Origin of the sequence: Acinetobacter sp. UBA3461 (assembly GCF_002381195.1) — a bacterium.
Lineage (GTDB): Bacteria > Pseudomonadota > Gammaproteobacteria > Pseudomonadales > Moraxellaceae > Acinetobacter > Acinetobacter schindleri.
The window spans coordinates 13,595-26,587 of sequence record NZ_DFRO01000023.1 but is presented as its reverse complement, the minus strand read 5'-3'; the positions used below and the strand labels follow the sequence as shown (position 1 = coordinate 26,587).

Sequence of the window (12,993 nt, the reverse complement as noted above, 5' to 3'; positions counted from 1 at the left end):
ATTCCGACTTAATTTAACATAGTCATACTCAAGAAAGTTTATCTAAATGTATGTAAATCAATGCTGAAGCTACTATCAGCGATAAATCATGATGCTTTTATATTGCCCTGCTGCAATTAAGCCACAAGAATACTTAGTAATCTGGTTTGAGTGATATGCAGGTTTAAGCTAAAATTTGCTTGAATTTTAAACTTTTCTGCGGCTATGCAAGATCCCCAATTCTCGCTCAAGGAATATCTCTCTACCGTGCAGGAGGTGATTAAACTCACCTTCGATATACCGGTATGGGTCAAGGCAGAGATACGCAACCTGAATATCAAGGCAGGTCATTACTATCTAGAACTGGCAGAAAAAGATCCTGACAATGATCAGGTGATTGCCAGTTGCCGTGCCACCATCTGGAAATTTGCTGCACAGAAAATTGTGACCCCGTTTGAACGGGAAACTGGGATTGAGTTAAGTCGTGATTTAAATGTTCTGATTAAGGTCAAAGCCAGTTTTGATCCGCAATATGGCTTTTCCCTGAATATCGTTGAAATGGATTCCAGTTATACCCTCGGTGATATCGCCCGACGTTATCAGGAAATCGTACAACGACTCACGGCAGAAGGCTTGATTGAACGCAACCGGCAATTACCAACACCATTCGACCTAAACCGGATTCTGGTGATTGCTCCTGAAAATGCTGCTGGTTTAGGTGACTTTAAAAAGGATGCAGATGCACTAGCGGATGCACAGGTATGCGAGTTTGTTTATCACTCGGCGACTTTTCAGGGAAATACTGCACCGCAAAGTATTCGCCAAAGCCTGGCACAAGCGCTGAAACAGTGGGCAGAAGATTACACAACGGCGCCTGATTTAATCGTGATTATCCGCGGTGGTGGTGCGGTCAATGATCTGGCTTACCTGAATGACTATGAACTGGCTGCCCTACTGTGTAAACGTAGTGTGCCAATCTGGGTTGGTATTGGTCATGAAAAAGACAGGACCATTCTGGATGAAATTGCACACCGTTCCTATGATACCCCGAGTAAAGTCATCGCTGGGATTCGCAATCACATTGTGGAGCGTGTGCAGGATGTCATTACCAATCTGCAAATTATTCAGCGTAGTTCCCGGCAGCAGATTCAGGCCTATCAAAACCAGAATGATCAATTGATGACATTGATTCAAAGTATTGCCAATGCCAAAGTCTCGGATGCTTTCAAAGAAGTTACTCAATTGAAATCTAATATCAGCAATTTGGCCCGCCAGCAAACCCGAATTGCACAACAACAGATTGAAGCCTTGTTACGTGAAACGCTGATCCAGAATCCGAAAACAGTACTTTCCAAAGGCTATGCCATCGTCCGTCAACAAGGTCATGCTGTGCGTTCAGTCCATGAACTTGAAAGTGAAGTTCAGGTCGAAATGCAGGATGGAACTTTTGTAGCCAATATCACACAGGTAAATCCACATGAATAATGACAATACTTTAAGTTTTAAAGAAGGCTATGAAATTCTGAAACGAAATGCGGAATTATTGGATGCCCAGCAGGAACCGGATATTGATAATCTGATGAAGATTGTTGAGGAATCCATGGCAGCCTATAAAGCCTGTAAAACACGTGTCGATGCAGTACAGCAAGCATTAGATGACACTTTTAAGGAATAAAATTTAAGTTTTATCTCCTATTATGTTTATTTTTTAGAGCAAGTAATAAGGTTTAAAATATAACTTAGGCTATTTTTCGAATATAAAAAGCCTTCATGAAGAAGGCTTTTTTAGATGAGAACAGTCTATTTTTGCTCTCTTAGCGGATTTTCAGGTTCTGCATTGGGTTTTTTCTCAGGCTTAACATTCTTATAAGAAGCCTGATTGCCCTTGTCATCGTTGGATTCTTTATGTGGCGTAACATCTTTATCTGATTGCTCTGATAGATTGGTCATATGTGTTCCTTTACTCAATATGCTTAACCCATAGATATGACAGATTGGAACCCAACATCAAGGCTAGAAATGTTATACATCTTTATCATTTTAAAAAGACAAGAGTTGCTTCAACTCCACAATTAAAAAAAGCCCTCACTTGAAGGGCTTTTTTTCTTTTAGAAACGCCAGTTATAGAACAAGTCGATGGCTCGTTCGAGAGACTGACTCGCTTCCAGATATAGACGCTGATTCATCTGATAACGCAAAGTCAGTTTATTCACGGGGGTAAAGACACCTACACCATAGCGAATATACAGGTCTGGCGTAATATAACCGGTAACTGATACCTGGGTATCATCGCCTGTACCCTGTGCATCCAATGCCAGACCACTTAAACCAAAAGTACGACCAATCTGGTTGGTCAATGCGCGGGTACCACCTAGACCCAAACTGATCCCCGCAGCGGCAATGGTATTGTTAACATCAGACCTGAAACTTTCAGACTGGCTTAATGCTGAACTACCTTCATTGATCCGGCCGGTAATCAAGGCATTTAATGCTTCCTGTTCTGATAAGCCGGCATCGTTATACACCTGAATAGCAGGACTTGAAGCTGTACCGGTAACCCGCACACCTACGACACTACCCTGTACAGATTTGTTGGCATCAATATCCAGGGTCGGATTAGACAATGGACCGTTAAAACGGGCAATGGCACGGTTCAGATCCAGACTTTGACCATACGCTTCGATTTTTACCCGCTGGGACACACCAATCGCACCATTGGCACGCATCGCTGTTTCCAGACCACGTTGAGACAGGTTGACCCGTCCAATCAATGGAATACGGCTATCAAAGCCCTGGAAGATCACCTGGTTACCCAGTGACACCGCAACATCAGCACGAATATCCCATGGACGTGCTGATTTTAGAATTGCCAGCTGATCCTGACCTTCCTGTACAATACGGACATCTGAAGAAATATTAACAACTGGTTTAGACGCTTCCGGCATAGAAATCAAAGCACGTGGAACTTCTATTGAACCATTCAGACTGAGTTTCTTGTTAAATGGATAAAGGTCCAAAGCCAAATCTGGCGTGACGACAGCTGTAATCAGTGGTGCCTGGCGTATCAGCAGATTTTCACCTTTGAGACGTAACTGAACACGTGGATCGTTTTTCCAGTCCACCGAACCAGTCAAGCGGCCTACACCACGACCACTGTTAAATGCACCATTAATTGTCGCAGAATCCTGACGTACAGATGAATACAGTTGCACATTGGTCAGATTCACTGGCAGGGAAATCATACTGATCGCCCCATCTTTTACGCGAATCTCACCGTTTAATAATGGCTGGGTTAGTGTACCGCCGATCTTACCCGCATAAGATAAGGTGCCTTCCAGCGTACGCACATCCTGAATAAGTGGCTTGAATACTTTTAGCTGTACTTCGTTAAAAGCGACTTCACCACGCATCGGTTTACTGTCACGATATGGATCAATAATGACATTGGCATATCCCGTTCCGATATCCGGTGTTTTCACATCCAGACGAATTTGCAAGCCATCTGCAACACTTTTCGCGACCAATCCGACTTCATCATATTTCAGAGTCTGCCCTAGATATTGCGGATCTTCAGCAGCTAGCCCCACCACACCATTTCGGGTGACAAGTCGGGCATCAATCTTCGGTTTCGCACCTTGCGCCCATGTTGCACGCGCGTAGCCATTGACCTTACCGGTAATTGCCAGCCCTTCAGGCATGAACGCACTGAAATCATTCAGATCCAGGTTCTGGGTCTGGAATGAGACACTACCACGTGTCTTGTTGACACGTATTGGCCGGTCAAAGCACAACTGACTTTGCTGGCTCATCCAGCAATGCGCACCGACAAACAGATCTGACTGTGCTGTGTTATAGATTACAGAGGCATTCTGACGCTGTACCAGACGCGTACGCAGGGAATCGAAATCACCATTTTGAATCTGCCCCAGCCAGTTATTTTGCGCATTAAAACCACCGGCCAACTGTACATAGAACTTGGACAGTTTGTTTTCTGCCTGAACTTTTAAGATATGCGCTGCACGTGTCCCAGCTAGAGATATTTCACCGCGGGTAATCTGACGATTACCACTACGCAGGTTATCCATGGTTGCAGTGAGCAAGGTTGGTGTGCTTTGTGAAGTCGGCAACTGGCCTTGTACCCGGATTTTCTGCACGCTAAACAGATTATTAAAGGCAAAATCATCAACCGCCAGGTTGGTTGAAGCACGCAAACGTGGCTGCGCCTGCATATTGATATAACCGTATGCACGACCACGCAGTCCCGGATATAACTCATAGAGCGCTGGCGCATTCACCTTGAGTTGAAGATTCTGTGCATTACCGGTTGCCTGAATCTGGTTACTGGCATAAGACAGGAACAGATTATTGGCTTCAAACTGCTGTGGTACAAATCCGCTCTGTTTGTTATCAATAATCATCGACAGATTACCTGTACCACGTACCGGCTTGTTATTCAGTATTCCGGCAAGATTAAGACGTTCAATCTGAATACGTTTCAACGCATCTGACCATACGCCACGGGTTTTCACATTTCCCGATAGCTCACCTTTGACACTGGAAGCAAAATATTGTGGCTTAAAGCGAACCAGTGAAGCATTAATATCCCAGCCAAAACCATTCGCCAGATTCACCAGACCACTGGCATTGATCTTCCCTGCAATACCATCATGTCTGAATTCATTGATTTTCAATAATTCAGGTGTACCGGATACCTTGAATTTGAGTAGACCTTTACTTGCAGCGAACTGGCTGGCATTTAAATTGCCATCATAATTTACTGCATAGCCCTTGAAGCCACCGCCCCGTTTTTCATCATGGAATAACAATGCTGCCGTACTGCTACCGGTCAGTCGCACTGTTTCATTTTGACCAGCAAGGCGTCCTGTCAGATCGATCGCTTTTAAGTTGATAATCTGCTGATTTGGCTTGGCATAACCACTCGCTGTAACGCGGCCATTGAGGCGATCGACTGGTGATGCTGCTGCCAGTGCCTGCGTATTCAGATCCTTGGCATTTAGCACAGCGCTCCATTTTAACTGGCGTTTTTTATCCGGCAGTTCTACTACGGCGTTACCGGTGAGGCCACCACTTTGCGCAGCATAACTAAAGCTTGGCACTTTGAGAATGTTATTCTTCAGATTCAGTTTCGCCTGATACATACCTGTTGGCAGCATACCCTGCTCATGGGCAGCCACCTGCGTTGCCACAAAGATGTCCTGCTGACCTTCAGTTAGCGCCAGATTTACATCTCCGGATTCGCTCTTTAACCAGCCTACATAAGGCGCTGCACGGTCGATATTCTTCCATGCCACATTCATCAGCATCGGCTGGGCTTTTTTATTTTTCGCTTCGTTCTGATCTAGCTTGATGTTCCAGGTTTCATAACGATCGAAATCAACCAGCGCTGTCAGGTGTAAACCTTTTTCCAATGTCCCTTTAGAAGCAATATTTCCATCCAGACTTGGTGGCAGAAAGTCCTGCACGACCTGCGGAATCACTTTATCTTTAGGGTTAAGACGATTCACACGGCCAGACACATCCCAGGTCACCTGATCATGCCAGCCGACCATACCTGCCAGACTGACTGAACCTTTCATTAATTGTCCATTAAAGTCAGTAATATTCAACTGATTGACCAGATCTGTATGCATCATGGCATTGTACTGGCCTTCCGGAATATCCTTGCCGCTCAGGTCTGTATTAAGATTAATATTCAGTTTTTTGATATCGCCATTAAATTCCGCCATACCATCTTTGGAGAATAGTTTCTGATCTTCCAATATTGGCCAGTGATACTGCTCAAATTTAAGTTTACCAAACATCGGCACATGTGAATTCATCGGATGAATCACGGCCCAGCCAGTCAGCAAGTCTGGCGTATAGGTGGCAACACCGGCTTCAATAGTCTCTAAGGTACCTCGGGCTGCTACACGAATATCACGAATATTCAGACTATTATTTAATGATGGAATATTCAGTACGCCGGTCGCATTCAGTGGATATTTACCATGGAAGTCCATATCACCCGTGGCATCATAAACATACAGATAGCCCATATTCATGCGCGAATTTTCGAAGGTCAGCTTGGTTCCCGACCAAAGTCCCTCATTAATCACCACATCATAAAAATCAACTGAGGAACTGTGTGTTTTAATTAGCAGGTGATCCAGATCCAGATGATCGACCCGCAATACAAATGGCAAACGGATATCATTATAAGAAAACGGCTTATCACTTGGCGGATTCTTGCTAATGACCTGCAGATTGCGCATATCTGCATTATTTAAATGAATTTCCCGTTTGAGAATTGCCCGCCAGCCTAGAATGACATCGGCACGGTCAATTTTGACATCAACCGATTTGAGCGTCACCAGCACATTGCGCACAATAATCCCGCGCCACAGATTACCGCCTTCATATTCATAATGAATAATCTGCTGACGTTGCAGTACCTGATCCAGTAAAAACTTGCTGCCACGATCCGTCGAGAACATGATCGCCAATGCCGCGAGTAAAAACAGAATAGAAAACAGCACCGACAGTAAGATGCTTCTTAAAATACGGCGCTTTTTAGGTAAAGGTGTATTTTCCGGCTCTACTTCTTGTGGTTGCTGGTTCTCGACCATGTTCTTCCCAAATATCTAAAATTTTTAATCAGTTTATTTTATAGCTGTGAGCCAATAAAGAAATGCACGCGGATTGGATGGTTATCATCCGAAATGCCTGAGGCCACATCAATACGAATCGGACCAATCGGCGATGCCCAACGCACGCCGAGACCTACCCCATATTCAGTCGGATTACTAAAGTCCTTGTCATAGGCATTTCCGGCATCTGCAAATACTGCCGCACGCCAGCCTTCCCTGAATTGATAATTATATTCCAAGGAACCAATGGCCAGGGCCTGTCCACCTACTTTAAAGCCATCGATTTCTGGTGACAGACTCTTATAATCAAAACCACGAATACTTTGGTCACCGCCAGTGAAATATCTTAAGTTATACGGTACTTTGGTAAAATCTTCAGTAAAAATATAGCCTGCATCGGCACGACCGACAAACTGATGATCAGCATTTTCACCCAGTGAATAGATAAAGCGCCAGCCAGCATTGGCAATCGCCATATCTGCATCGGACAACAGTGCCTCACTTCCCAGTTCAATCTTGTAGGTCTGTCTAAAGCCTTTGGTCGGGTTTACCCGACGGTCACTGGTAGTACGAGCAATTTCATAACCGAATAATAAAGACTCTTGGGTTTCTGCAGTACTGACCAGGAATGCATCCGGAATATCATCAGCATTCACAGTACCATCCTGAGTCAATTGATCCAGACGGTAACGCACGCCATAAGTATGCTGCCAGCTTCCTCGTGGATTTTTAATATAACGATCGGCACCAATTACGGCAGATTCGATCAAGAGTCCATCGCCTTGTGCAACATCATCACGTTCTTCACGCTCATAACCACCGACAATACTGATGTAATCATTGAGCGGGTGTTTATACGGAATATTATAGCGGCCATCAATAGACTGACGGATTCCTGAAAGCTCGAGGTTGGCATCAAAAGAATGGCCACGTTTGTTAACGATGGCACGGCGGTACTGACCCCGTAGACGTGTCCCGGTATCGGTTCCATAACCTAGACCGACTTCAGCGCTGTTTTTCTTGTCAGCATTCAAAGTCACAATCACCGGAATCTCTTTCTCTTCACGTGCCTGGGCTTTTAAACGTTCCTGCTCATTGGCCTTGGTTTCCTGCGCAGTACGCATGGCGCGTACATCCGGGTTTTCTTCCTCACGGCTACCAGCAAACTGGCTTTCATCAACCACGTTTTGGGTAACTTCCCTGGAAGAAGCCTCGGCTTTTTTCTCCTGGGCCAAAACCCCTTCAGAGATTTTTTGCTGATCGACCAGCAACTGCAGATCAGGTGCCAGTTCAAGTTCCGCTTCAACTGGGTCCGGTTTCACCGCATCAACCAGGGTATAGTTAAAATATCGTGAGTTGGTCAGGTTATTGGCTAGTGTGTTTACCCGCCAGAAACGGTAATCGGCACCATCTTCCCAAGGCACCAGACTTTGCAAGATATCTGGATCTAGCGGGAATTCCTCATCCGGATCACTCATCCGGAAGGTCACCGGTCCAAGTTTATAAGGATCGCCAGTTTCATAACGCAGATTTACTTCTGCCGTATTCTGTGGCTGTGCGACCTTGACATCATGCAGCCGCCAGTGCGCATCGAAGTAGCCGTTATTACTCGCTGCTTCGACTATACGTTCCTTGGTTTTTTCATATTCACCATGATTAAACACATCACCCACTTCCTGATCTGGTAATACACTAATGACCTGGAACTGTGGTTGCTCAGCACCAGCACCGGTAAATTCCAGGTTCTGGCTTTGAATAATGACTGGCTCATTCGGAGTCACATGCACCCTGACGCGTGATTCAGAAAGTTTTTCAAAACGGAATTCGGTATTATAGAAGCCAACTGCCTGAGCAGCCTGGTTAGACAGACTACGCAATTGTGGCAATGCGGATGGGAAATCGCTAAAGGATTCCTGAGTGAAACTCGACAGTTTATTTTCAATATTCTCTGCCAGGTTTTCATAGGCCTGTATACGTGCAGCCGAACTTAATCCATTGCTCGTTTGAGTACTGCTTTCACCATTACGTATAACCACGTCTGCATCAATCCGCGGCACACTAGCTGTCATGATCTGGCGTGGCGGACGGATTTTATAAAAGAGTCGTTTAAAAATATTCGGTTTCTTGTCATCTGCCGGCGTAAGTTGCTGCGGAGAAATTTCCGGCAAGGTACTGCCTGTTTCATTCGCCTGCACAATAATCTGGCTGTCAGACTGAATACTTTGCATCAGCTGATCAACATTGACTGGCGCCTGATTGATTTCCACCAGTTCCTGCTGGCTGATATCAGCAACCACGGTTTCTGTCTGCTGGGTCTGGCGATAGCTTTGTGCTTCCTGCTTGGCTTGCTCAGCCACACGGTAAATTTCATCAGCCATCGCCTGATCAATCGGCTGAACCGGCAATTCTTCTAGGTCTTCAAATTCGATCGGCTTAAATACATCCAGCTGTGCGCCTTGCTGTTCCTGCTGTTGCAGCATTTCCAGGCTGTCTATTTCATTTTCTGGCTGCAAAGCCTGTTCAATTTTCTCGGCAGCTTCGTCTTCGGAATTAGCTACCCCCTGTTGCACCGCCTGCTTAGACAGTTCATCAATCATTTCTGCCTGTGAAACTGCCACGGGAGTTTCCGTTTCTGGAGTTTGTGCCATGCCATGTTGGGCCAACATCATTAAGAAAATACTCATGCACAGGCAACTGCCTGTAGGTGCAGATATGAGTGGACTCATGCTCTGATTCAGTATCGTTTCTTTAAATTTTATTTTTGCAGGCATAGCAAACTCTAAACAAATACATTCTTTAATTGATTATTTGACCGAAAAATATAAGCTAAGAAACTTGAATCTATAGGATTTTGCCATTTCCTTGGTCAAAGGTATCTTACATGATTTTTCAAGATGTTCACGCATCACTGACATTTCTTAATAAATCTTAATGTAGCACGTCCAATATGAACAATAACGAACATTTGTTAAGCTCTCGTCGCTTTTTACCCATGTTTTTGACGCAATTCTTCGGGGCGTTAAATGATAATGTATTTAAACAGGCATTATTACTGGTCATTACCTATGGATGGATTCAGCAAAGCGCGGGCATTAGCACCTTAAATAATCTCGCTGCATTACTCTTTATTTTGCCCTATTTTATTTTTTCTGCGACTGCCGGACAAATTGCCGATAAATATGAACGTTCCCAATTGATTCGTTATTTAAAGATCCTGGAAATCGTGGTGATGATTCTCGGTACTATCGGTTTCCTGATGGGTAATCTATGGATTCTACTGTTTGCGCTGTTCTTAATGGGGACGCAATCGACTTTCTTTGGTCCGATTAAATATGCAATTTTGCCAGAAGTGCTGAAGAAAGAGGAATTAATGTCTGGTAATGCATTATTTCAGTCTGGAACTTCCCTGGCGATCCTGTTCGGTATGATTCTGGGGGGTGCGGTGATTGCAGCCTCTGACGGTAATTTACTCTGGATTAGCTTAACCGTAGTGGTTATTGCCATCCTCGGTTATTTATCAAGCCGCTTTATTTTAAAGCAAAGCATTCCTGCACCTGATATTCAAATTGACTGGAACTTTTTCCGTACCAGTTTTCAAACCCTGAAATATGCTAAAAGCCTGCCTTTGATCTTTCTGATTCTGCTTGGCAACTCTTGGTACTGGTTCTACGGCGCGACCTATTTAACCCAGATTCCACAACTGACCCTGCAGAACCTGCATGCTTCTGAAAATGTTGCAAGTTTACTGCTGACTTTCTTCTCGATCGGGATTGGCTTGGGATCTTATCTGTGCCGTAGACTGGGTGGGACTGAAGTTAACATTCGTATGGTGCCAATTGGTGCAGTTGGACTGACGGTCTTTGCCATTTATCTGGCTGTCAGCATGGCATTTATACCTGAGCGTACTGGCGAACTGCTGGGTCTGGCAGATGTATTCCGTCAGGGCGGGAGCTATTACCATGTCATGTTTGCCGTGACCTTATTGGGTATCAGTGGTGGTTTTTATATTGTTCCACTGTATGCCATGATGCAGGCACATTCTCCCCGCTCACATCGTGCGCGGGTGGTTGCAGCAAATAACATTCTGAATGCTGTTTTCATGGTATCTTCTGCTATATTTTCGATTATCATTTTAAGTGTCTTAAAGTTTGATCTTAAAATACTTTTCTGTATTACAGCGGTCTTAAGCGGCATATTTACCTTATGGTTATTACTGCGCCTTAAACCGATGATCAACTCTGCACAAACATCATTGGAGGATTAATGCATGCGTCAATTTACAGGTGTCGATAAGCTCATTCATTCTTTTGACCAGGCATTACGTAGTCTTGTCCCAGGTACGACTTCTGCACAGCGCACTAATCCTGCTGAAAATACTGATAGCCAACTAGCAGTTTCTGATGCTCGTCATGTTGCGGGTCTGATGCGGGTGAATCACAGTGGTGAAGTCTGTGCACAGGCGCTTTATCATGGTCAAGCGATGACCGCCAAACTGCCAAATGTCCGTCGTGAAATGGAACAGGCAGCAATTGAGGAACAGGATCATCTGGCCTGGTGTGAAGATCGTTTAAAAGAATTAGAGAGTCATACCAGCTTGCTGAATCCGGTTTGGTACGGTCTTTCTTTTGGTATGGGTGCCATTGCCGGAATTGCTGGCGACAAATACAGCCTTGGTTTTGTTGCTGAAACAGAACGTCAGGTCAGCCTGCATTTGCAACACCATATCAGTCAGTTACCACCGCATGACGAGCGTTCACGCCGTATTCTGGAACAGATGAATGAAGATGAATTGCATCACCGTGATACAGCATTAGCAGCGGGTGGTGTAGATCTGCCTTTACCGGTCAAAATTGCCATGACCGGCATTTCTAAATTAATGACCAAGACCAGTTATTATATTTAAGCTCTTAGCTAAACAAGCCCACACTGATGTGGGCTTTTTTTATGCATATTCAATCAAGTAAATACTACAAAGGTTTTAGGCTCCTATACTCAATACTTCTTACTCATCTCGGAAAGCAGATCGAGTTGTATTTCCTGTATCTGGGCCAGTCTTTCCCACTGATGCTGAAGAAGATGATCGAGTTTTTCATGTAAATGCTGGATTTCAAGTTCAGCTTTGAGGTTGATTTGATAATCATTTTGGGAACGCAATCTGTCTTTGGCTTCTTGCCGATTTTGGCTCATCATAATGACCGGCGCCTGAATCGCTGCAATACAGGAAAGTATCAGATTTAAAAGAATAAAGGGATAAGGATCAACCGGTTTGGTTACGATAACCATCGTATTTATTCCGATCCAGAGGGTAATAAAAATAGTAAAACAGATCAGAAATGACCAGTTTCCACCAAAAGAAGCAATTTTATCAGCCAATCTTTCACCAAAAGTCCACTTTTGCTCCAGGGAGGCTTCTACATCTTTGGTAATCAGCTCATGATGGCGCATGCTCTTGATCACTTCATATTCAAGATTAGTGACTTCACCCTTTTCAGACTTTAACAATGCATGAACATACTGTATGCGATATTTGGTCAAGTCTGTCTGGCAAATATAATGGTCAGGTGACCAGTCTGGAATATCTTTAGCAATCTCTTCGGTAATGACTTTTCTCACCGTTCCCATCGGGGTAAGATTTTTTAAGGAATAATATTTTCCACATACCAAGCATGGATAAGTTGCATTTTTTTCTTTCATGATTATTCTCTTTATCGTGACGCCAGCTCAACAATAAATTTGCTCTAAATTATTATTTGTATTGGTAATTTTAGTAACAAATATAAAAAGTTAAGCTCTGTTATTCGTTTATAGGTCATATAGATAAGCGAGTTTCTAGCTCACCTCTTCATAGACCGTCACATTTTCTTAAAGAAGAGGGTTGATAATAGATGTTATAATTTTACTATCTTTAAATATCCTGTTTTTTCCGGGAGTGCTAATAAAATAGATAAGGTTGCTGGTCATTCCCATCCTTTTATGGCTAATTTAAAAGCTTAAATAAAAATATTCATTAAGGTCATGTTATGGAAACAGTTATAATTCTTGTCATATTAGCGATCATTACTGTACTACTGATTATTTTTTATAACAAGAAAAAATAATCGGCGCGCTTTTCTTTAACCAGTTTTAGTCAATTCTTGTTATTTAATATAAAAAATGCGTTGATTAGCCAAGCTTAAATTATAAACCTGCCCGTCTAGGTCTCATGTCATACTAATTGAATTTGATCCGTTCCGGTTTAATTTTCAGTTCATACATATAGCCAATATCACCATCGCACTTCTCTTCGGACAGTTGTTAACCCAGCATATATATCTGACAATTTTCTAATTTATGAAACCATTTATCTTTTGCTTTATAAGGGACTAAT

Annotated in this window: 8 protein-coding genes; 4 read left to right on the top strand and 4 right to left on the bottom strand. The window is 43.6% G+C overall.

The window, feature by feature from the left end; all coding sequences use genetic code 11:
* Nucleotides 1-204 precede the first annotated feature (204 nt).
* Both xseA and xseB read left to right on the top strand, forming a co-directional pair.
* Complete coding sequence (gene xseA, locus B3D47_RS04870) at nt 205-1,464, top strand: exodeoxyribonuclease VII large subunit (protein WP_286860242.1); 1,260 nt, start codon at nt 205-207, stop codon at nt 1,462-1,464.
* Entirely contained in the window at nt 1,457-1,654 is a 198-nt protein-coding gene (xseB, locus tag B3D47_RS04865) for an exodeoxyribonuclease VII small subunit (RefSeq protein WP_004892985.1), read from the top strand. The genes xseA and xseB overlap by 8 nt, the downstream gene beginning before the upstream one ends.
* Nucleotides 1,655-1,779: 125 nt before the next feature.
* On the opposite strand, the gene B3D47_RS04860 is transcribed toward xseB, so the two are convergent.
* The 3 genes from B3D47_RS04860 to B3D47_RS04850 form a co-directional block, all read right to left on the bottom strand.
* A complete protein-coding gene (locus B3D47_RS04860; protein ID WP_004892982.1) occupies nt 1,780-1,929 on the bottom strand; it encodes a hypothetical protein in 150 nt (49 codons plus the stop codon).
* 158 nt (nt 1,930-2,087) lie between these two features.
* Nucleotides 2,088-6,605: a translocation/assembly module TamB domain-containing protein gene (locus B3D47_RS04855; protein WP_286860240.1), complete on the bottom strand. Its 4,518-nt coding sequence runs from the start codon at nt 6,603-6,605 to the stop codon at nt 2,088-2,090.
* A gap of 38 nt (nt 6,606-6,643) precedes the next feature.
* Entirely contained in the window at nt 6,644-9,397 is a 2,754-nt protein-coding gene (locus tag B3D47_RS04850; RefSeq protein WP_286860238.1) for an autotransporter assembly complex protein TamA, read from the bottom strand.
* Between the two features lie 176 nt (nt 9,398-9,573).
* On the opposite strand from B3D47_RS04850, the gene B3D47_RS04845 reads away from it, so the two are divergent.
* A complete protein-coding gene (locus B3D47_RS04845; RefSeq protein ID WP_163171226.1) occupies nt 9,574-10,890 on the top strand; it encodes an MFS transporter in 1,317 nt (438 codons plus the stop codon).
* Nucleotides 10,891-10,893: 3 nt separating this feature from the next.
* Nucleotides 10,894-11,529 carry a 2-polyprenyl-3-methyl-6-methoxy-1,4-benzoquinone monooxygenase gene (coq7, locus tag B3D47_RS04840; protein WP_004815744.1) on the top strand — a complete coding sequence of 212 codons (636 nt, stop codon included), beginning with the start codon at nt 10,894-10,896 and terminating at the stop codon, nt 11,527-11,529.
* An 89-nt stretch (nt 11,530-11,618) separates the two neighbouring features.
* Here coq7 and B3D47_RS04835 read toward each other — a convergent pair whose 3' ends face one another.
* Entirely contained in the window at nt 11,619-12,320 is a 702-nt protein-coding gene (locus tag B3D47_RS04835; protein ID WP_004892968.1) for a DUF1003 domain-containing protein, read from the bottom strand.
* Nucleotides 12,321-12,993: the final 673 nt, after the last annotated feature.

Excerpts from the sequence above, each read along its gene's own strand:
- xseA (WP_286860242.1), top strand. The coding sequence starts at position 205 with ATGCAAGATCCCCAATTCTCGCTCAAGGAATATCTCTCTACCGTGCAG.
- coq7 (WP_004815744.1), top strand. The coding sequence starts at position 10,894 with ATGCGTCAATTTACAGGTGTCGATAAGCTCATTCATTCTTTTGACCAG.
- B3D47_RS04860 (WP_004892982.1), bottom strand. The coding sequence starts at position 1,929 with ATGACCAATCTATCAGAGCAATCAGATAAAGATGTTACGCCACATAAA.
- B3D47_RS04850 (WP_286860238.1), bottom strand. The coding sequence starts at position 9,397 with ATGCCTGCAAAAATAAAATTTAAAGAAACGATACTGAATCAGAGCATG.
- B3D47_RS04845 (WP_163171226.1), top strand. The coding sequence starts at position 9,574 with ATGAACAATAACGAACATTTGTTAAGCTCTCGTCGCTTTTTACCCATG.
- B3D47_RS04855 (WP_286860240.1), bottom strand. The coding sequence starts at position 6,605 with ATGGTCGAGAACCAGCAACCACAAGAAGTAGAGCCGGAAAATACACCT.
- B3D47_RS04835 (WP_004892968.1), bottom strand. The coding sequence starts at position 12,320 with ATGAAAGAAAAAAATGCAACTTATCCATGCTTGGTATGTGGAAAATAT.
- xseB (WP_004892985.1), top strand. The coding sequence starts at position 1,457 with ATGAATAATGACAATACTTTAAGTTTTAAAGAAGGCTATGAAATTCTG.